The organism is Chitinophaga sp. S165 (assembly GCF_003182155.1).
Lineage (GTDB): Bacteria > Bacteroidota > Bacteroidia > Chitinophagales > Chitinophagaceae > Chitinophaga.
The window spans coordinates 13064-35422 of the sequence record NZ_QGTG01000013.1 but is presented as its reverse complement, the minus strand read 5'-3'; the positions used below and the strand labels follow the sequence as shown (position 1 = coordinate 35422).

Here is a 22359-nt window from a genome sequence, read left to right as displayed (position 1 = left end):
TGGGGTATAAGCCAATGAGAGCGTTGCTGGCTGCGCAAATCAAATATTTAAAGCAAGTATGAAAAAATCGGTTAAAATATTGTGGATCACAGTGTTATCGATAACTGGAGTGTCCCTGTTATTGATCATGCTGGTGAATTTCCGCATTATTGGCAGCATGCCATCTATGGAGACCCTGGAAAACCCGAGGGCTGCCCTTGCATCTGAAGTAATTGCTGAAGATGGTACCATCCTGGGTAAATATTACCAGGTGGACAGGTCAAGCTCTGACTACAACGAAATTTCCAAGAACGTTATCAATGCACTTGTGGCCACTGAGGATGTAAGGTTCTACGACCACTCAGGAATAGATCCTTATGCAACGATTGCCATCCCTTTTTATCTCTTACAAGGTAAAAAAAGAGGTTCCAGTACGATCACCCAACAGCTGGCGCTGAACCTGCAGGCTGATAATACCGGTGCGCAACGTGCTTCCAATATGATAAAAAGGGGCTTCCAGAAAATGCAGGAATGGCTGATCGCCGTAAGACTGGAACGCAATTTTACAAAACAGGAGATTGTCACTCTCTATCTGAATACAGTACCATTTGGTGATAACGTATACGGAATTGAAAACGGGGCACGTACCTTCTTCAGTAAAGATGCCGGTCACCTGTCCATCGAAGAAGCAGCTACCCTGGTGGCAATGCTGAAAGGTACCAATCTTTATAACCCACGCCGTAACCCGAAGGCTGCGTTGGATCGCCGTAACACGGTGATAGGTCTGATGGCGAAGAATGACTTTATCACGGAAGCAGAGGCTAGTGCAGCCATGAGTAAACCTATCGTATTGCGCTACAATAAGATAGATCACAATAAGGGTTTGGCTCCTTACTTCAGAGAGGTATTACGTGACGAGTTGAAAGTATGGTGTAAAGAACATAAAAAAGCTGACGGTTCAGAATATAACCTGTACCGCGACGGTCTGAAGATATATACTACCATCAATCCACGCATGCAGCTGTATGCAGAAGAGGCGGTAGATCATCATCTGAAAGACCTGCAGAAAGTGTTTGCAGCACAGTCAAACATTAAGTCTGGCAGCGTATGGAAAAACTGGCAGACATACGTTGACCGTTATATGAAGGAGTCTGACCGTTACAAGGCGATGAAAGATGAAGACGCCAGTGACGACCAGATCAAGAAAGCCTTCAACACACCTGTAAAAATGAAGGTGTTTGCCTGGAGAAGCTTTACTGAGCCGGAACTGAATGAACTGGATACCATCATGACACCGATAGATTCTATCAAGTACATGAGGGCAATCTTACAGGCAGGCTTCATGGCGATGGACCCTGAAAGTGGTGAGATCAAAGCCTGGGTAGGTGGTCCGGACTTCCGTTATTTCAAGAACGACCACGTAGCCAAAACCCGCAGGCAGGTAGGTTCTACCTTTAAACCATTCCTGTATTGCTTTGCGATCATGAATGGTATGTCGCCCAACACGATGCTGCCCAACGAACCGGTATCATTCCCTAAATATAACTGGACGCTGAGCCGCAACTCTGAAGGTAGCGTAGGCGGTAGCATCACTATGGCAGGAGCACTGGCCAAATCACTCAACCTGGTATCGGCCTATCTGATCAAACAGTTAGGACCACAGGCTGTAGCTGATTTTGCGAAAAACAAGATCGGATTCAGTGCAGATATTCCTCCATATCCATCCATTTCACTGGGTACACCGGAAATCTCTTTATACGAAATGCTGCAGGCCTACACGATGTTCCCGGCCCGTGGTATCATTACAAAACCGATCTACATTACCCGTATAGAAGACAGGAATGGTAACATCCTGCAAACATTTGCACCTGAGAAACGTGAAGTGATCAGTGAGAATGAATCTTACACGATGGTTAGAATGATGCAGGGCGTAACTGGTCCGGGTGGTACATCTGCGCGTCTGCGTTTCCGTTATGGCATCCAGAGTGAAGTAGCAGGTAAAACAGGTACTACCAACGATAACACTGACGGCTGGTTCCTCGGCTTCACACCGCAGCTGCTGGCTGGTGCATGGGTAGGTTGTGAAAACAACTTCCTCCATTTCAGTACGACTACAAATGGTCAGGGTGCTAATACAGGTCTGCCGATCTGGGCATACTTCTTCCAGAAAGTATATGCGGATAAAACGCTGAAGATCGATGATAAGGCAACTTTCACGATCCCATCATCTTTCAAAGCAGATCTTTATAGCGACATTGAAGCTAATCAACAACCAGCCGCAGAATCTGAAGATCAGGGTAATGGCCGGGCCGATGAATACATGGACGTAAATGAATACGAGCCTGAAGCTGACAAAGCCGCCAGGGAAAGAGAAAGGGAAAAACAGAAAGAGGCGAATAAGGATAAACCGCTTCCTTCGACCATGCCTAAAGCTGCATATCCGGCACCTGTCAAACCTCAGTAAATACGAACTTATAATATAAAAGAGGCGCCCGATTTGATACCGGGCGCCTCTTTTATATTATATCTGGTTTTCGCTTATTTCTTTTCCCCTTCTTTCTTCTCCTCTCCTACATAATGCAGTTCTGTATATTTCATTGCATTAGCGATCAGTTGAATGCCGAGGTTAAGGATCAGTGCTTCCTCTTTCGCCTTTAGCTTTTCAATATCATCGGTAGGCTTATGATAATCATCATGTGGACCGGTATGCAGGAAGATCACCGGTACCTTGTTCATGAAGAAGTTATGATGATCTGAAGCACCCTTGCCTGATCCATCTGTGAAATAATGAATACCCGGCTCCTGTGCATCTTTGAATACAGCAGGCCATTCCTGTGCTGTGGCATAACCACCTATACCGATACCCCGTTCTTCATTATACCTTCCTATCATGTCCATATTCAGCATGAAATGTACGTTGGTCAACGGTATAGTGGGATTGGCTGTAAAGTATTTTGATCCTTGTAAACCCATTTCTTCTCCTCCGAAGGAGATGAACAAGAAATTAAATGGTTCTTTTTGCTCATTTCCTATGAAGTACCGGGCCAGCTCCAGTAATCCTGCTACGCCAGAGGCATTGTCGTCAGCACCGTTATGGATCTGCCCCACAGGGTACTTCCCGTCAAATAATGCGGCTGTGCCGAGGTGGTCATAATGCGCGCCAATAATGATGGTTTTAGCGGCGCCATTATCCAGGAAACCGATCACGTTCCTGCTCACCAGATTGTGATGCTCTTTACGATCGAAGGTGAAATCCTGGAAGTAGCTGCTACCATTCCCTGGCTTCAGTCCTAATTTCTTAAACTGTTTTGCTATATAATTACTGGCTTTGATACTCCCCTTTTCATTGGTACCACGGCCTTTTAATTTGTTGGATGCCAGATAGCTCACCGTTTGGTGTATACGGCTGGCTGATGGCTGATAGTCCTGTGCATACGAAGTAGAATAGACAGTTGCGGCTATTCCCAGAAACAATAAGTATTTCATTAGGTCAGATTAAGTGCATGAGCCCTGAAAATACAGAAGGCTTCCTTTGCGGGAAGCCTTCTGTTAATATTCTATATTAAAAAGATTGGATTCTATTGCTTCTTGCGTTGTTGCTGCATGTCCTGCTGGCGCTTCTGCATTTCTTCCAGTTTTTCCTGCCATTTGGACTTGCCGGCCGGTTTCTTCTTGTTCTCCTGGATCTGTGCATGGATCTTATCATGGTTCACAAAGAACTTTTGTATCACCCACTGCAGACCAATACTGATCACGTTAGACAGGAAGTAATAGAAGGTCAGCGCTGATGCCAGGCGGTTGAATATACCCAACAGCATGATCGGGAATACATACGGCATATATTTCATTACCGGATTGCTCTGATCAGCCATACCACGGTTATTGAACGCCAGCATTAAGCTGGTTGCGGTCATTAACAAAGTGAACAAGCTCACGTGGTTACCGTAGAACGGAATAGTGAACGGCAGGTCGAGGATAGAATCGTAAGCGGAAAGGTCTGCCGCCCAAAGGAAGCTTTCCTGTCTCAGCTCTATCGAGGACGGGAAGAAGCTATACATCGCTACCAGGATAGGTAACTGCATCAGGGCTGGTAAACATCCACCCAGTGGGTTTACGCCGGCACTCTTGAATAACTTCATTTGTTCCATACCGAAAGACTGCTGGTCATCGCCATATTTAGCTTTGAGTGCATCGATCTCTGGCTTCAGCACTTTCATCTTAGCCTGAGATACGTAGCTCTGGTAAGTGAAAGGCGCTATCAGCAAGCGGATGAACAAGGTGAGCAGGATAATGATGATACCGTAGTTACCGATAAATCCGCTCAGGAAGTTGAACACAGGGATGATCACCCATTTGTTCACATATTTTACGAAAGCGAATATACCTGAACCCAGTGGAATGATACTTTCCAGACCGATATCGAAGGATTTCAGGGTCTTATAATGATTAGGACCATAGTAGATCTCGATCGGGAAGGTAAAGTCATGTGCACGGCTGTAAGGAATATCCAGGGTTGCAAATGTTTGTCCCACGATATTACCGCTTTCAGGTACTTTAGTATTGATCTCTGCACCGGCGAAGCGGGCATCGTTCCTGGCGATGAAGGTTGTGTTAAAGAACTGCTGTTTCACACTCAACCATTCCAGCTTTGTATCCCATTTCTGGTGGCTGGTACGTTCGAGGGTAAAATAATCATGTTTCCCGTCTGTATCCCGGTAATGCACCTGGTTGTTCAGACGTTCGTTCTGCATATCCTTTTCCTGTTTGTCATTCTGAGAATCCCACTGTAAGGTCAGGGTCTTCTGGTTAGAAGGCAATACATTTTCCAGGCCGATAGCGTGAATGTCGAAATCCACTGCATAACCATCCTGTTTCAGTGTATACACGTACTCCAGGTACTGTGCAGGATTGGAAGTGGACAGGCGATAAGTGATAGCCTGGCTACCATCTGCCAGCTGCTGTACATTACCACCGGTAAAGTACAGGTCTGCAGTATTCAGTGTGGTATTATTAGCAGGAACCTGCAGGGAAATACGGTTGAAGGAACTGTTTACCAGCATCAACGGTTTACCCTGGAAGTCTTTGAATTGTTTTAACTGTACAAGTGAAGGCTGTCCGCCGTGGTTAGAGAAAGTGATTTTCAGCACTTTATTCTCCATTACAGCAGTTTGCTGGGTACCACTGGCAGCACCTGCGAAGGTTCCGTATACACCGGCAAGTTTGCTGGAATCAGGTGTACCTGTAGCGGTGGTATAAGTGGCGGTATCAACAGGTTTCGGCTTGTTGATATTAGCGATGGAATCCTGGCGGTCCTTGTCTCTTTTAGCAGCAACCTGTTGTTTCTGGTTAAAGAAAATGTAACCGACAAACAACACTCCCAGTAGTACAAAGCCAATGACTGAGTTTCTGTCCATGAAATTCAATTAAAATTTAGGCAGCAAAGGTAAGTAAAAGCAACAAGCTTTCAGCTGTAATCGACAAAGTTAATACCTCACCGTTACTACTGAAAGCCTGCGACTTATAAATATTTATTATTGATGGGCAATCTTTTCTTCTGCAACTTTTGCCTTATTGGTCTTGTCCTCTGCGTACTGTTTTGCGGCAGCAATAAAGTGTACGAACAGTGGTGCAGGAGCCTCCACAGTGCTTTTCAGCTCTGGATGGAACTGACAGCCTACGAAGAAAGGATGATCAGGCAATTCGACCATTTCTACCAGTCCGCTTTCCGGATTGCGGCCGGAAGGGATCATACCCGCCCTTTCGAAATCCGCCAGGAACTGGCTGTTAAATTCATAACGATGGCGGTGACGTTCGCTGATGGTAGTGCTACCGTAGATGCCGGCAGCTCTTGAACCTGGCGTTAACTCACAGGTATAAGCGCCCAGACGCATTGTACCACCTTTCACGGTGATCTTTTTCTGTTCTTCCATCAACCCGATCACTGCATGAGGCGTATCAGGGTTCATTTCGGTAGAATGTGCATCTTTCCATCCTATTACGTTACGGGCGTATTCCACAACGCTCATCTGCATTCCGAGACAAATACCAAAGAATGGCAGGTTGTTCTCACGCGCATACTGTATAGCTACGATCTTTCCTTCGATACCACGATGACCGAAACCAGGAGCGACCAGCAAGCCGTCCAGATTACGCAGTTTTTCTGCTACGTTCTCGTTAGTAAGGAATTCAGAATGAATATTTTGTACAACGACTTTACATTCATTCATTGCTCCGGCATGAATGAATGACTCCAGGATAGACTTATAAGCATCCTGCAGTTCCACATACTTTCCGATCAGACCGATGGTAACTTTAGATTTCGGATATTTCAGCTTGTCCAGGAACGCGCGCCATTTGGTCATATCAGGCTCTCTTTCAATAGGAATGCCCAATTTCTTCATACAGATCACGTCCAGTTTCTCACGCAGCATTTCCAACGGCACTTCATAGATAGTGCTCATGTCTGTTGCCTCGATCACTGCATCCACAGTCACATTACAGAACAGCGCTATTTTCTTTTTCAGATCATTATACATCGGCTCTTCCGTACGACATACGATCACGTCAGGATGTACACCGTTCTCACTCATCATTTTCACGGAGTGCTGCGTTGGCTTGGTTTTCAATTCTTTCGCCGCACGCAGGTAAGGGATCAGGGTCAGGTGCACTACCAGGCAATCCTGCTCATCCAGTTCCCATTGCAATTGACGAACCGCCTCGATGTAAGGCAGGGACTCGATATCCCCTACAGTACCACCCAGCTCGGTAATAACGATGTCATATTTGCCATCTTTACCCAGCAGCAGGATCCTGCGTTTGATCTCGTCTGTAATATGCGGTACTACCTGTACAGTTTTACCCAGGTACGCGCCTTCACGCTCCTTATTGATAACTGTCTGATAAATACGGCCTGTAGTAACGTTATTTGCCTGGGAAGTAGGCGTGTTCAGGAAACGTTCGTAGTGCCCAAGGTCCAGGTCTGTTTCGGCGCCATCTTCAGTTACAAAGCACTCACCGTGTTCGTAAGGGTTTAATGTTCCCGGATCCACATTGATATACGGATCAAATTTCTGAATAGTCACTCTAAAGCCACGAGCCTGCAATAATTTCGCTAGCGAAGCAGCTATAATTCCTTTACCCAACGAGGAAGTCACACCTCCCGTAACGAAGATATATTTTGCCATAAGATCTAAAAATTCTGTAGAATATACTTGACCTAAGAAGAAGCGCCGGACGACTTTTGGTGTAACCAGTCAAGTAAAAATAACTTCCGAAGGTCATGCAAAGTTAAGACAAATTTAAAGTGCTCCAAAAGGGATTTTCACATTCTGTTGTAATTCTACATATAACAGTTTCATAATAAATCACTTCGATTTAAAATCGACTCTTATAATTTTACATACCATGAAATACTGGTACAGCTTCGCATTTCTTGTGCCTGTCATGAAACTTCTTCATAATTTTGCGCCGTAACAAATCAGCATATGACATTAACGCCCAAGCGTGCGCAGGACTCCGTAATCCAAATGACGGAACTGGTTTTGCCCAACGATACTAACACTTTTGGCAACCTAATGGGTGGCCGCCTTATGTACTGGATGGACATAGCCGCTGCGCTGGCCACGATGAAACATTGTAGTGCTCCCGTGGTGACTGCATCCGTAGATAACATTTCTTTTGAAACGCCCATCAAGCTGGGCAATGTGGTACATATTGAAGCAAAAGTGAGCAGGGCCTTTTCCACTTCCATGGAAGTCCATCTGCGGGTATGGGGAGAAGACCCTGTACAGCAATACCGTTATAAATCTAATGAAGCATTCATGACGTTTGTGGCGCTTGATCCTAATGGGAAGTCCAGAAAAGTACCTCAGATCATCCCTGATACTGAAGAAGAAAAACAACTATATGAAGGTGCGATGCGCAGACGTCAGTTACGCCTGATACTGAGTGGTAAAATGAAACCCCAGGACGCGGAAGAACTGAGAGCATTGTTCATTTAATAAACTTATCTGCTTCTCCCCGGGCGATCCTGTATGTCCGGGGAAAGTTTTTCCAGTCAGCTTTCCCCCTCCCACTCCTTATAAAACTTCTCCAGGAAGGTCTCCATAAAGGAATGTCTCTCCATTGCCATTTTACGGCCAGTTTCTGTATTCATTTTGTCTTTCAGTAATAACAATTTCTCGTAAAAGTGATTGACTGAAGGGGCTGTACTATTCTTATACTGTTCCTTAGTCATATGCAGGTTGGGTGCAATCCCCGGGTCATAAATAGCCCTGTTCTTAAAGCCGCCATAATTAAACGTACGGGCAATACCGATAGCTCCAAGCGCATCAAGACGGTCGGCATCCTGCACTACTCCCAGTTCGGGCGAGTAGAATGCACCTACATTATGTCCTCCCTTAAAAGAAATATGTTCGATAATATTTACCACCTGCCGGATGACATCTTCCGGTACACTAGCCGATTCAAGATAGGTACGGGCTTTTTGCGGACCAACATTTTCATCGCCGTCGTGAAATTTGGAATCGGCGATATCATGTAGCAAGGCGCCGAGTTCCACCACCAGCAAGTTTACCTGTTCTCCGGCGGCGATCTTCTTAGCCAGCTTCCACACACGGTAAATATGCCACCAGTCATGTCCGCCTTCGGCATTTGCCAGCTCCTTTTTTACAAATAATTCGGTTTGTCGGATCAGTTGTTGTGCGTCAACATTGTATTGGCTCATAAGGGCCAAATATATCATTTCTTATGGCTGCAGCAATAGTGGGGTTACAATAACAGGAAAAACGAAGAAAAGGAGAAACTGATAAGGAGGCTCATAGCATAAACTGGTTTAGATTTTAAATTGTTGTACCCCTCCTTCCTTCTTTCGGTTTCTCCCCCCTGGTTTCCGGCATGCAATGTAGAATGATCAGGGATCTTGCTTCACTAAGATCTTCTTCGCTTTTCTTTCTGGATGGTCCTAAAATCCGCTTGATCAATTTTGGTGCATTAGCCATCTTATAAGGTTGAAATAATGGCCGACAATCAGGTTTTAAAACGTCCCCTTAAAAGGGGACGACCGCGATATTAATTCTGGTTGATAAAAAACTATAAAGATCTTTTACGGCTTCTTTTTTAAGAATACCTTACCGAGGCCCCTTTTGGGCCTCTGGCATAAGGTATATACTTCAGGGAAGCGGGAATATTATTGGCGCGGCTTAAGACGGGAAAAACAAAGCCCTTACTGCGAGGTCAAAAAAATTCGTTGGCCTTGCTGACCCTAGTACGGAGCTATCCCGTCTCTTACCGCTGAATTGTTGATGTTCGAAATAAACCCTTTCAGTTTATCGATGTTGTAAGAAGGAGCGATTAACAGGTTACAAGACGAATGCCGCTCTTCTTACTGTTTTGATGATCGATCCTTGTAAAGAAATTACTTTATTACCATAGAACCATTATATATTAAATATTACTATATTTCAAATAACCAGTAATAATATTGACAAACAAATGTCTTCATTTATAATTTCAATATAAAAATAGGAATCATCATCCGTATTTCACATCAATCTCATTATAAATAAATACATATATTTATTTATAATGTAAATAGAAAGTACTTATAAGTAGTCGAAAGAGGTTGAAACAGCGTTCCTTTTTAACTGAAACAAATGGGGTATAACAAGACAGGCTGATATCATTATACCAGCCAATAATTCATTTGTTATGTAAGAAAACGGAGAAACTAAGGGTTAAGGGGTCAATCTTTTCGAACCAATACGTCAGTGATCCTGTTCAATTGCTTTACCTTTTCGGTAAAATCACCTTTCAGCCGGTCTCTTATCACCTGCAATTTATCCAGTACGTCGTTGATAGAGCCAGGAATCACTTCCTGTAATACTTCTTTCAGGCGTTTGGCAACGGTAGGAGATTTCCCGTTGGTCGATATGGCTATTTTAAGATGCCCTTTCTGGACAATAGAACCTAAATAAAAATCACACAGTTCGGGAGTATCGGCAACATTGATCAGCACCCGGCTGCACTTTGCCTTTTCCCATATGTACATATTCAGTTCGCGATCGTTAGTTGCAGCAATGGCAAGATCTTTTCCCAACATATCGCCACAGGAAAATGGTTTCTGGATCAGCTCCACGTTAGGTGCATGCCTCACAAGTTCAGTCAGCTCTGGCAGGAACCATGTAGCGACAATTGTAATGTTGGCCTGCGGACAATTCTCCAGTAACGCATTTACTTTTTCATGTCCAATGTTTCCCCCTCCCACAACAAGTACGTGCAGGCGGTTCAACTTGAAAAATACCGGGAAAAGATGATTTTCTTCCATAATGGTGCTATTACTGATTACACATGACAGATTACGTGCTGTTACGTAACCCATCATGTGTAATATATAAAGTTATACTGCTATTTTCAGCTGCTCTGCTATCTTTTCCTGTACCGCCTGGAAAGCTTCATGAAAACGAACCACCTCTCCGACTACGATAATAGCCGGGTTGCGCAGATTGTTACGCAAGGCTATTTCTTTCAGATCGGCCACATTTCCTATACCAATCTTCTGGTCTGGCAGTGTACCATTCTGGATGATGGCGGCAGGCACATTGCCTCTGCCCTGTGTTATGTATGCTGCTGAGATCTCTTCCAATTTGCCCATCCCCATGAGTACTACGACGGTAGTATTTGCCTGGACAGCATAAGCCAGGTCACGGGATAAGCTCCCACTCTGTGTGGTACCGGTCAGGACCCAAAATCCTTCACTCACGTTCCGCGCCGTAACAGGTATCCTGTTGATACCCGGTACAGAGATCGCACTTGTAATACCTGGCACAACTTCCGTATCAATGTTAAACTGCTGGGCGAAGGCTAATTCTTCCTGTCCCCGGCCAAACACAAAGGAGTCGCCACCTTTTAGGCGTACCACGCTACCATAAGTCAGCGCATATTTCACGATCATGCGGTTGATCTCATCCTGGGAGTACACATGCATACCTGCCCGTTTGCCAACGAAGCGCTTCAGGCAATTGCAAGGCGCATGCTCCAGCAGCTCATTATTGGAAAGTGCGTCGTAAAGGATCACCCTTGCCTGCTGTATGGCCTTCAGGCCTTTTACAGTGATCAGCTCCGGATCTCCAGGTCCCGCGCCCACCAGTGTCAATTTCGGATGTATATTCTGCATAGTGTACATTTAAAAGATGTGATAACCGCAAGCGTTTATTGTGCTACAACTGCCGCTGGCTGTTGTCTGAATGAATGCGCCTGCTGGTAGAAATCTGATGCCTGTTGATAGTATTGTTTAGCAAAGCTCTCAGTTGGTTCATTCTGATTGATCTGCAATACCAGGGTTTTAAAACTACCTTCCAGTGACCATTTACCAGTTTCTACAAAGTGCTTGTCAAAATCGTTTATGATACCTGTCTGTGTGTTACAGCTTACGCCTTCTCCCAGTAACAGCGCTTTCGCAGTTTGTACGAAAGTGGAGTAAGCATGATAAATACCGTCAGCATATTGTTTCTCATCCAGTGCTATTTTACCTGACTGCAGCTTTTCCTCGCCTTCGAACAAGAGAGTAGCCACCAGGTCAATCACCACACTAGCACATTCACCTACACCTATAGCTGTTGCAAACTTGTCGCCCTGGCCCCAATCCACGAAATCTTCATCAATCAGGGAAGCCAGATCTGTCAAGGGTTTCAGCAGATCGTAAAAATATCTTTCACCCTGGCGATCGTAGTAATCATTGAACTTCTCAGTTTTCTGGCCATTCGCTTCAAAGTCTTTCAGCAAGGTACGGAGTACATCCGGGCCTCTTTTACTTGGTACTTTGATCACCTTATCGGCAACACGACCTACACCATCACCTACGATACCACCACCCAGCAGCACCTGCAAAGCCGGTAATACTTTACCACCACTTTTCAGGGAGCTTCCGTGGAAACCAATAGCCGCAATACCATGCTGGCCACAGGAGTTCATACAACCACTTATCTTGATCTTAATGTCTTTATTATATACGAGATCAGGAAATTCATCCTGGATCACAAGTTCCAATGCTGTAGAAATACCAGTACTGCTGGATATAGCCAGGTTACAGGTATCGGTACCCGGACAAGCTGTGATATCTGCGATACTATCAAAACCAGGTTCACCAAAACCTGCTGCATCCAATACACTGAATACATAAGGCAGGTGCGCCGGCTGAATGTACTTCAGCAGTAATCCCTGATTCGCTGTAACACGCACGTCATTAGCGACGGCAGGTCTGAGCGCTTCTATCAGCTGGCGGGATATTACCGAACTAATGTTACCCAGTGGAACACGTACGTAGGCAGCATAGTAGGCAGCCTGGCGTTGCTGGAAAACGTTCGTTTGTTTCCATGCCTCGTATTTCTTCGGATCTTTAATAGTATATGCAGGCAATACTGCATCTGCAGCCGGCAGTTCAGGGTCAGCCCAGGCATCAGCATCCACGTGGAAAGACTTGGACTTGATAGCGGTATATTCTTCCTCTACCAGACGTTGGAATTCTTCGAAACCGATTTTCTGAATGAGGAACTTCATACGCGCTTTATGACGGCTGGCCCTTTCGCCATGACGGTCAAATACACGCAGGATAGCTTCTATATATGGAATGAGCTGATCTTCTTCCAGGAATTCGTGCCCTACATGCGCCAGGTAAGGCTGCGCACCCAGACCACCACCTACCATTACCTTGAAACCACGCACTTCACGTCCGTTTTCAATCCGTACTTTAGGTATCACGCCAAGATCGTGCATAAAGGCCCAGGCGGTATCTGCAACGCTGCTGGAAAAGGACATTTTGAATTTACGCCCCATATCCTGGCAGATAGGGTTACGCAGAAAATACCTGAAGGCAGCATCTGCATAAGGAGTTACATCAAACGGTTCTTCCGGATCTATGCCGGCTTTGTCTGACGCTGTAATGTTACGCACCGTGTTACCACATGCCTCACGGATCGTGATATCGTCCAAATCTAACTTGCTCCACAGTTCAGGGGTCCTTTCGAGGCTTACAAAGTGGATCTGAATATCCTGACGGGTGGTCAGGTGCAGATTGCCGGTAGAATATTCGTCGGATACGTCTGAAATACGTTTCCACTGTTCCAGCGTCATCTTACCATAAGGCAGTTTGATGCGGATCATCTGTACACCTGCCTGACGCTGGCCATAAATACCCCTAGCCAGACGCAGACTACGGAATTTCTCTTCCGGGATCTGCCCTTCGCGGAATAAACGGATTTTCTTCTCCAACTCTATGATATCTCTCTCAACCACGGGATTTTCCAATTCGGTTCTGAAGCTTTGCATAGTCAATATTTTCTTGGTGGTAAATTATCAGATATTAAAACGTTATACTTCCTTATCTTTTATAAAACGCAGAGCCCCCGCGTATTAAATCGGAGGCTCTGTATATCTTATTTGATTCTGATCGATCAATTTTCCTTATACATCTACGCCTCCTCGTCTACCATTGCACAGGAGCAATGGCGCCCATAACACAAAAAAACACTATTCATTCCTATATTTCCCATTAGTTTAGTAGACTAATACAAAGGTAAAAATATAGGGGAGAATTCCAAAAGTAATTTTAACCCTAAAAACGTGAAGGAACGGCCCTTTTCCAGACCGGCCGGAACGGTATATGCTCCAAAAAAGTGGCATTATGCATACCTGCACTGGAAAGGAGCCTTCCCAGACCGGGCAGACGCCATAACCATTGATTATACTGCATAACTATTATTTATGCGGGACCGGAAGCCATATCACTTTCTCCAAACTCTGTCTTAACTTTGCGTCGCAGAACAAAAGAAAAGTGTATGATAAATACGGTGATTTTTGATATGGACGGGCTTTTAATAGACTCCGAGCCACTTTGGGGAAGAGCAATGAGAGAAGTCTTTGCTACCGTCGGAGTAGACCTTACCATGGAACTGGCCAGCCATACCACCGGTCTGCGTACCGCAGAAGTAGTGGATTACTGGCATAATTACTTCAAATGGGAGGGTAAAGACAATACCCAGGTTACCAACGAGATAATAGATGCAGTTATTAACAAGATCGTTGCAGAAGGTGAGGCTATGGAGGGATTGGAATATATACTGGATTATTTTACAAAAAAGAACTTTAAGATAGGTCTGGCGTCTTCTTCTCCTCTGCGGCTGATAGAATCTGCTGTTGACCACATGGGTATCAGGGACAGGTTCCATGTTATTTCTTCCGCCGAATTTGAGTCACATGGTAAGCCGCATCCGGCTGTATATCTGACTTGTGCTAAACAACTGGGCAGTACTCCTCTGGAATGCATAGCTTTTGAAGATTCAGTAACAGGCATGACGGCTGCCAAAGCAGCCCGCATGAAGACTGTAGTGGTACCTGAGGCACATAACCGCCAGAATATACGGTATGCCCTTGCAGACGTACAGCTCAATTCCTTGTTGGAGTTCAATGACGAGATACTGGCCCGTTTACAAGCGTAATTTCTGATTGATGGGGCTTCCGGATAATGAATCCGCTGCTCTGCCCCGGCAACCTTTGACTACGCTTTATACCCGATGCATATAGGGCGTATATACGACGCATACGCGGAACATCGCTACTACGACATTAAACATACAATATTCCATTTATCTGAAAAGAGCAGGCGGTTATGCCTGCTCTTTTTATTTATTGAAGTAATAACGGCTTTCATTATTTCCAGCAATCCCAAACAGGGAATTCCACTAAAGGTACAGAACGGATAAGCTGTAAATGAAGAAGGGTGTCCCGTGACCGGAACACCCTTCATGTATTTCAACAACCTAAAAAAGCTTATTCACCTTTCTTTTCGTCGCCTTCGTCTTTCTTCAGCTTCTCTCTCAGTTCAGCCAGTGCACCCAGGTCGCCAAGTGTAGCTTTTTCTACCTTGCTCTGGATGGTTTTCACAGCCTTACGAGTTTTGTCAGCGTCAGCTCTCTTTTCTTTGGCAACTGCTTCTTTCTCCTCGTTTTTAGCCTGTTCCCACACTCTTGTATGAGATACCAGTATGCGTTTTTCGCTACGATCGAATTCGATGATCATGAATTCTTTCACATCTTCAACGCTGATAGGTTTCTCATCTTCAGTGCGCAGGTGACGGGCAGGAGCGTAAGCTTCCAGACCATACTGCAGTTGAACTGTAGCACCTTTTTCATCTTTCTTCACTACGGTACCTTCATGAACGGATCCAATCGGGAAGATAGTTTCGAAAGTGTTCCAAGGATCTTCTTCAATCTGTTTGTGGCCCAGGCTCAGTTTACGGTTATCTTTATCGATACCCAGTATTACCACCTCGATTTCGCTACCCACTTTAGTGTACTCACTTGGGTGGTTGAAGCGTTTGATCCAGCTCAGGTCAGAGATGTGGATCATACCACCGATACCAGTTTCCAGCTCAACGAATACGCCATAAGGAGTGATGTTCTTCACGATACCTTTGTGACGGCTGTCCAGAGGGAATTTAGTTTCGATAGTAGCCCAAGGATCTTCTGTCAGTTGCTTGATAGACAGGCTCATCTTACGCTCTTCTTTGCTCAGTGTCACTACCACTGCTTCGTATTCTTCGCCTAATTTGAAGAATTCTTTAGCATTGATAGGAGTAGAAGCCCAGGAGATCTCAGATACGTGTACCAGACCTTCTACACCAGGCAGAATTTCCAGGAATGCACCGTAATCTTCGATGTTAACTACCTTACCTTTTACGCGCGCACCTTCAGTGATGTGTGCAGGCAGGGTATCCCATGGGTGAGGAGTAAGTTGTTTGTAACCAAGGCTGATACGTTTTTTCTCGTCGTCGAAGTCCAGTACAACCACATTAATCTTCTGATCCATCTGGAGCACTTCGCTTGGGTGAGAGATACGTCCCCAGCTGATATCTGTGATGTACAGCAGACCATCCAGACCACCGAGGTCGATGAATGCGCCGAAATCTGTGATATTTTTGATAGTACCTTCCAATACCTGGCCTTTTTCCAGTTTGGAGATGATATCCACTCTCTGCTGTTCGATATCGCTTTCGATAAGCGCTTTGTGGGAAACAACTGCGTTCCTGATGGCCTCATTAACTTTAACCACCTTGAATTCCATTGTTTTGCCTACAAACTGGTCGTAGTCTGTAACAGGCTTAACATCGATCTGAGAACCTGGCAGGAATGTTTCCATACCGTAAACGTCCACGATCAAGCCGCCTTTGGTTTTGCTGGTAACAGTACCAGTAACCACTTCGCCGGTTTTGTAAACTTCCACGATTTTTTCCCATGCACGTTGCTGGCGAGCTTGTTTACGGCTCAGGTGCAGGTTACCATCGCGGTCTTCTTTTTCAACAACCAGTACTTCAACTTCATCACCTACTTTCAGTCCCTGCAGATCGCGGAACTCGTTCAGAGAGATCAGACCGTCAGATTTGAAGCCGATGTTGATCACTACGTCCGTTTTGGTCAGACCAACTACGGTACCAGTGAGCAGGCCGTTTTCTTCGATCACTTTAAAAGTGTTGTCGTACGTTTCGTCGTACTTCGCTTTTTCTTCTTTGCTATAAGAAGAGACATTGCGTTTGTCTACGCTCCAATCGAAATCATCGTGAGCGGTTTCCACAACAGGCGCCTTTTTTGTCGCTGTTTCTACCTGAGCTGCTGCTGCAGGTACCTGTTGTTCAGCGTTTTGTTCGTTAGTAATGTTGTTTTCTGCCAAAATTTGGTTCCTCCTTTTGTTATAAATTCTCCCGGATTTTAGGCCCGAAAGTTTTAATTGGAGGGCAAAGATACTTAATAATCATTAAAAAATAAGTAATTTTCACATGTTTAACAGTCCTGTCCCCTCTCCCCTTCTCATCATCCGCCAGCCGCTGTTTGCTCCAAAAAAATGTGCCGCTAAATAGATTTATGATTGCGGATTTTGTACTAATTTTCAAGTATGAACGGGACCTCATTCAGCTCTGATATACGCTACTGGCTTAGACAAGGAAATACAATTAATCATCTTCTTTTCTGGAATGTAATTGTTTTCCTCGTGATGGGAATTGTGTACCTGATTGGAAAAATTGCACCCACTACAGGCTTCCTCTCCAATTTTCTTTTTGATAATCTTTCCCTGCATGCGAATGTGTATGCTTTCCTCCGAAAGCCATGGGGGCTACTGACATACATGTTCACACATCTGGAATTTTTACATATACTCTTTAATATGCTGAACCTTTACTGGTTTGGTAATATATTCAGATCTTTTCTTGGCAATCAGCGTGTACTTCCCCTTTACCTGGTAGGTGGTTTAGCAGGCGGTATAGCCTATCTGCTGGTGTACAATCTTGCTTTTGGTGGTATCAACGCTCCCATGATCGGCGCTTCCGCTTCCGTAATGGCATTGCTCATTGCCTGTGCTACTAAATTGCCCAACTACGAGATCGGACTGCTTTTCATCGGTTCCATCCGCCTGAAATGGCTGGCGCTGATCGTTATTATACTTGACCTGATCTCCCTCACACAGGGAAATGTAGGCGGTATTGTCGCCCACATGGGAGGCGCGCTTACCGGTTTCCTTTACATTAAACTGCTGAACAACGGTACTGATGTCTGCCAGCCACTTATCTGGCTGTTTAACCGCCGTCTGCATGTAGAGGCGCCCAAACGCTCTTTTAAACCTAAAAAGTCTCCACTTAAGCTTGTAAAACCCAGCCAGGAAGAGAATAAACAACTCCGCCTGGACCAGCTGCTCGATAAAATAAACGACAATGGCATAGACAGCCTGAGTCCTGAAGAAAAAGCATGGCTGAAGAAAATGAGCCAGGAATAAATGGCCATGTATACCAGCCATTCAAAATATGTAACTTTGCCGCCAAGATGAAAACATTCAACGTTCCGATTATATATCGCAGTCCGCTGATCACGGCCATCAAAAACCGCCGTAAGCAGCAGGACCGCATGAAGAAGGATTTTACACCGACAGTCCTGGATTTTGGTCCTTTAAAGATATTGCTGGCCCGCCACTTCGGCTTTTGCTTCGGAGTGGAAAATGCGATCGAGATCGCATTTAAAACAGTAGAAGAGAATCCTGGCAAAAGGATCTTCCTGTTAAGTGAAATGATCCATAATCCGCATGTGAATAACGACCTGTTGGCGAAAGGCGTGCAATTCCTCATGGATACTGCCGGCAAACAGCTGGTTCCATGGGAAGAATTGACCCCGGAAGACATCGTCATCATTCCTGCCTTTGGTACCACCCTGGAAATAGAAGCCAAACTGAGCTCACTGGGCATCGCCCCCCTTCAATACAACACTACCTGCCCTTTCGTGGAAAGAGTATGGAACAAGGCAGAGCAGATAGGACAGCAGTCCTATACCGTGATCGTACATGGTAAACCCGGACATGAAGAAACCCGCGCCACCTTTTCCCATAGCCGTAGCAATACGCCTACCGTAGTGGTAAAAGACATGGAAGAAGCCCGGGTGCTGGCGACCTTTATTACCGGTGAAAGACAGGCTGACGAGTTTTATACCCTGTTCAAAGGGCAATACTCTGAAGGCTTTGATGTAACAAAAGACCTCCAGCGCGTTGGTGTTGTAAACCAGACTACGATGCTGGCCACCGAAACTCAGGCTATCGCCGATTATATCAAAAACGTGATCATGGACAGGTATGCACTTAGTCCTGAAAATACAGGCGAACATTTTGCCGATACCCGCGACACGCTTTGTTATGCCACGAACGACAATCAAAGCGCCGTAACCGGCCTGTTGCAGGAAGAAGCTGACCTCGCCATTGTAGTGGGCGGCTATAACAGCTCTAATACGTCTCACCTCGTGGAATTATTAGAAGTAAAACTGCCTACCTACTTTATCTCCTCGGAAGAAAAGCTGATAGCAGCCACCGAAATCCATCACTGGGATTTCCATCACAAACAGGAACTGCACAGCCTTTCCTTCCTGCCGGCAAATGAACCTGTGACGATCCTGCTGACAAGCGGCGCATCCTGCCCGGATGCTCTGGTGGAAGCGGTGATCAGAAAACTGTTATCGTTCTACGACCTGGAATATAAGATGGAAGAAGTAGCGGCGACCTTTGCCTGAGACTGAACTTATCGGAAGATATTATAAAAGCAAAAAAGACACCAGTTGGTGTCTTTTTTCTTTGGGGCTAATCAATGCTAGTAATGCAGAGAAAAAAAATTTTATATCGTAATTAGTTTAAACCTGAACCAAAATTAGCTGTTAGCGCATAAGCGTGCAATAGAGACTTATTATCCGGTGGTCTATTTCCTGTAAGTGGCGTAAAACAGATTAAATTTGGTTAGAACTGCATCGCCTTTTTTAGGAAATCGGCTTTCCGCCTACGGGAAATCTCAACCTGCGTTCCATCGCTCATCAGTGCAAATCCGCCTTCACCCTGTATGTATGACTGCATCTGCTGTAGATTAATTAAATGCGAATTATGGACCCTGAAAAAATCCACATCAGTCAGTAACTCCTCGAATTCCTTCAATGGCCTTGAGACCATCAGGTTCTTTTTATCCGTAAAAAAAATACGGGTATAATTCCCTGTAGATTCACAACGAACAATATTCTGTACAGGCATAAATACCAATCCGTTAATAGTAGGCAGTGCTATCTTTTTATGTGTCTGGTGCAGTGTCTTCATATTCTGCAAAAACACTTCTAATGGCGAAGTAGAATTCTCTGTTTGTCCGTTGCGGCGGCTAACACATTTTTGCACAGCATCCTGTAGTTCTTTTATGCTGAACGGCTTCAACAGGTAGTCCAATGCATTGAACTTAATGGCCTTCAATGCGTATTGCTCGTAGGCTGTAGTGAATATTACATCAAACGTGATCTTATCAAACAGTTTCAGCAATTCAAAACCGTTCTGATGAGGCATTTCAACGTCAAGGAAAACTACGTCCGGCTGTAGTTCGGTAATCAGGTCTTTCGCTTCCTTTACGCTATTAACTCCTCCCAGTACGGTTACTTCAGGACATTTTTTCTGAAGCATTGTCTGAAGAGCATCTATACAGTGCTGCTCATCATCAACGATGATTGCTTTAATTTCGCTCATGCTGTCTTTGTAGGTTTTTTTAAAATATGAATTCTACCGGTAAGATGAGTTTCACCTGTGTACCTATTGCTTTCCCTGCTTCATCTTCCAGGTCGGTTATGTTTACATCCGCTTCCTTGGTATTATTGATCTTCCTGATCAGGTCTATCCTTCCTTCCGTTACTTTCATACCCATTGAGCGATGGGTCTGTCCCTTTTTCTCCTTTATTTCTACGGCTTTTTTACGTCCTATTCCATTATCCGTTACTGTACAGGTCAGGGTTTTCCCTTTCAAAGAAACGGCTATTTCTAATAATCCCTTCCCGGACTTATGTACCAGGCCATGCCAGATAGCATTTTCTACATATGGTTGAACTATCATCGGCGGGATCATGACTTCTTCCTCGTTAATATCTTCTGCTACGATGATCTGGTAATCGAATACATCATTACAACGCAACTTTTCAAGATCTACATACAGGCGTAAAGACTCCAGTTCCTTATTCAAAGATATGAAGGTGTACTGCGTATTATCAAGGATCATTCGCATTAACCGGGAAAATTTCGTCAGATAGTCTGAAGCCTCTTCCTGGTTATTGCTCCAGATGAACCGGTGAATAGAACTTAAAGAGTTGAAAATAAAGTGAGGATTCATCTGTGCACGCAATGAGCGCAACTCCAGCTGTAAGGTCTGCTTATTCGTTTCGAGGTTCCTGTGCCGGATATAAAAGAACCCTCCTATCGCTACCATAAGTACGAACCCTGCCATGGAAAGGGTATATACTACGTTACGTTTGGTCCGTAACTCACTCATCTGTTTATCATGTTCCAACAGCTTGATCTGATTGTCTTTACGGTCTACTTCATAGATAGCCTGTGTTTGCGCCCATGCCAGTGATGACTGTTCTTCCAGCAGACTATCCTTATAAACCAGTGATCTGTCCATAGCCTCAAGGGAACGTTTAAAATCTCCACGGGCTTTATAATCGTCGGCCATAGCCTTATAGGCTTCCATTAACAGGTATTTGAAACGCCATATCAGACTAAGACCAATTGATTCCTGGAAGTATTTGTTTGCCTCTTCATGGTTCCCCTGCAGGCTCCACAGTTTACCAATGTTCAGGTAACTTTCTGCCACATGCACTTTGTCATCTACGTTATCGTTCACTTCCAGCGCCTTATTCAGATACTCATGTGCGCGGGCGTAGTCCTTTTTCTCCTTGTAAGCAGATCCGAGGGAATTATAACAAATGGCGAGCCCGATGCTGTTATTTAGCTGCTGATTCACTGCCAGCGATTTCTTATAGTAATCAATAGCGAGGTCAAGTTTCCCCAGCCCCTGATATCCATAGCCTATGTTACCTAGATTAATAGCTACGCCAAGCTGGTTCTTACTTTGTTTTTCAAGTTCCAGGGCCTTCTCGAAGTGATTGATGGCTTCTGCATATTTTTCGGTGGAGAGTTTAATATTGCCAATGCTGTTGATAGCGATACAAATATTGCGGATGTCATTGATCTTTTCAGCAAGTTGTAAAGCCCTGAAATGATAATCAAATGCTTTTTCCAGCTGATCGTCCATTCTGCGGTAATCTACGCCGGTATTGTTCAGGGCGATGCAGAGCCATAGATCGTTCCTGGCATCCTCTGCATATTTGATAGCTTTTTGATGATAATCAGCTGCGAGAAGGTATTCGGATTTATTCCTTTTGGAATTTCCGGTTTCATTGTACGCGTCAAAAAGCCCACGCGTATATTTAATACGCTGAGCGAGGGTTATTGCTTCCTGGAAAAAGAGGTTTTCTGTCCCACGTTTGTCAAAGTATCTTCCCAGCAACTTGCCTTTACTTACGAGCCAGTTTACTCTACTGGTATCGGCCGGAAGTTTTCTCGCAGAATCCAGTGTCCTGAATACGAGCGCGGAGTCCTGTGCCAGTATATTGTTCCCCTTTACCAACAAAAGCACGAAAAGTAGATAGAAATAGCCTTTAAACATGCATCAGCCAGGTAATACCACAAGTTAATTAAAAAAGCGAAAGGGCGAAAGAATTCGCCCCTTCTTCCTATTAACCGAATACACCTACTGAAAATATGGAACAAGGCAGGCATCCCCGCCCTGCACCACATTAAGTTTAATAAATATCAGCCCACAAAGCCTGGATATATATGTAGTTATTAAATTCGAAACGGTTAATAGCAACAGGTCTTTGGATATAGTTATAAAGGGATCATTGCTGATCTCTTATGACTTCTCTTGACCACGTTGGGAATAATATATTAGTACCCGGCGCACTGTATGAACCGGTCAACACAATACAATAAATTGCAGGA

At 44.7% G+C, this 22359-nt stretch carries 15 protein-coding genes; 5 read left to right on the top strand and 10 right to left on the bottom strand.

Annotated elements, in window-relative coordinates:
* Nucleotides 1–58: 58 nt before the first annotated feature.
* Complete coding sequence (locus tag C7475_RS30335; protein ID WP_110057196.1) at nt 59–2443, top strand: transglycosylase domain-containing protein; 2385 nt, start codon at nt 59–61, stop codon at nt 2441–2443.
* Nucleotides 2444–2517: 74 nt separating this feature from the next.
* On the opposite strand, the gene C7475_RS30330 is transcribed toward C7475_RS30335, so the two are convergent.
* The 3 genes from C7475_RS30330 to C7475_RS30320 form a co-directional block, all read right to left on the bottom strand.
* The gene (locus tag C7475_RS30330; protein ID WP_110057195.1) at nt 2518–3465 is read right to left on the bottom strand and encodes a M20/M25/M40 family metallo-hydrolase; all 948 of its coding nucleotides are present in this window, start codon (nt 3463–3465) and stop codon (nt 2518–2520) included.
* Nucleotides 3466–3557: 92 nt separating this feature from the next.
* Nucleotides 3558–5393: a membrane protein insertase YidC gene (yidC, locus tag C7475_RS30325; RefSeq protein ID WP_110057194.1), complete on the bottom strand. Its 1836-nt coding sequence runs from the start codon at nt 5391–5393 to the stop codon at nt 3558–3560.
* Between the two features lie 117 nt (nt 5394–5510).
* Nucleotides 5511–7163, bottom strand: coding sequence for a CTP synthase (locus tag C7475_RS30320; RefSeq protein WP_110057193.1), 1653 nt, complete (start codon nt 7161–7163; stop codon nt 5511–5513).
* Between the two features lie 300 nt (nt 7164–7463).
* On the opposite strand from C7475_RS30320, the gene C7475_RS30315 reads away from it, so the two are divergent.
* Entirely contained in the window at nt 7464–7979 is a 516-nt protein-coding gene (locus C7475_RS30315; RefSeq protein ID WP_110057192.1) for an acyl-CoA thioesterase, read from the top strand.
* A 56-nt stretch (nt 7980–8035) separates the two neighbouring features.
* Here the strand turns inward: C7475_RS30315 and C7475_RS30310 are convergent, their stop codons facing one another.
* From C7475_RS30310 to C7475_RS30295, 4 genes are all read right to left on the bottom strand, one after another.
* Nucleotides 8036–8704 (bottom strand): HD domain-containing protein, encoded by a 669-nt coding sequence (locus C7475_RS30310; protein WP_110057262.1) that lies wholly within the window; start codon nt 8702–8704, stop codon nt 8036–8038.
* Between the two features lie 1017 nt (nt 8705–9721).
* On the bottom strand, nt 9722–10303 hold the full coding sequence (locus C7475_RS30305) for a bifunctional precorrin-2 dehydrogenase/sirohydrochlorin ferrochelatase (protein ID WP_110057261.1): 582 nt from the start codon (nt 10301–10303) through the stop codon (nt 9722–9724).
* A gap of 72 nt (nt 10304–10375) precedes the next feature.
* Nucleotides 10376–11152, bottom strand: a complete 777-nt coding sequence (gene cobA / locus C7475_RS30300; protein WP_110057191.1) for a uroporphyrinogen-III C-methyltransferase — start codon at nt 11150–11152, stop codon at nt 10376–10378.
* Between the two features lie 35 nt (nt 11153–11187).
* Complete coding sequence (locus C7475_RS30295; protein WP_110057190.1) at nt 11188–13302, bottom strand: HEPN domain-containing protein; 2115 nt, start codon at nt 13300–13302, stop codon at nt 11188–11190.
* A gap of 509 nt (nt 13303–13811) precedes the next feature.
* On the opposite strand from C7475_RS30295, the gene hxpB reads away from it, so the two are divergent.
* Nucleotides 13812–14471 (top strand): hexitol phosphatase HxpB, encoded by a 660-nt coding sequence (gene hxpB, locus C7475_RS30290; RefSeq protein WP_110057189.1) that lies wholly within the window; start codon nt 13812–13814, stop codon nt 14469–14471.
* A gap of 331 nt (nt 14472–14802) precedes the next feature.
* On the opposite strand, the gene rpsA is transcribed toward hxpB, so the two are convergent.
* On the bottom strand, nt 14803–16698 hold the full coding sequence (gene rpsA / locus C7475_RS30285; RefSeq protein WP_106601976.1) for a 30S ribosomal protein S1: 1896 nt from the start codon (nt 16696–16698) through the stop codon (nt 14803–14805).
* Between the two features lie 222 nt (nt 16699–16920).
* Between rpsA and C7475_RS30275 the strand changes: the two genes are divergently transcribed.
* Nucleotides 16921–17796, top strand: a complete 876-nt coding sequence (locus C7475_RS30275) for a rhomboid family intramembrane serine protease (RefSeq protein WP_110057187.1) — start codon at nt 16921–16923, stop codon at nt 17794–17796.
* A complete protein-coding gene (locus C7475_RS30270) occupies nt 17769–19070 on the top strand; it encodes a 4-hydroxy-3-methylbut-2-enyl diphosphate reductase (RefSeq protein ID WP_233260017.1) in 1302 nt (433 codons plus the stop codon). The genes C7475_RS30275 and C7475_RS30270 overlap by 28 nt, the downstream gene beginning before the upstream one ends.
* Nucleotides 19071–19290: 220 nt before the next feature.
* Here C7475_RS30270 and C7475_RS30265 read toward each other — a convergent pair whose 3' ends face one another.
* Nucleotides 19291–20052: a LytTR family DNA-binding domain-containing protein gene (locus C7475_RS30265; protein ID WP_110057186.1), complete on the bottom strand. Its 762-nt coding sequence runs from the start codon at nt 20050–20052 to the stop codon at nt 19291–19293.
* Between the two features lie 19 nt (nt 20053–20071).
* Nucleotides 20072–22024, bottom strand: coding sequence for a tetratricopeptide repeat protein (locus C7475_RS30260; RefSeq protein WP_110057185.1), 1953 nt, complete (start codon nt 22022–22024; stop codon nt 20072–20074).
* Nucleotides 22025–22359 lie beyond the last annotated feature (335 nt).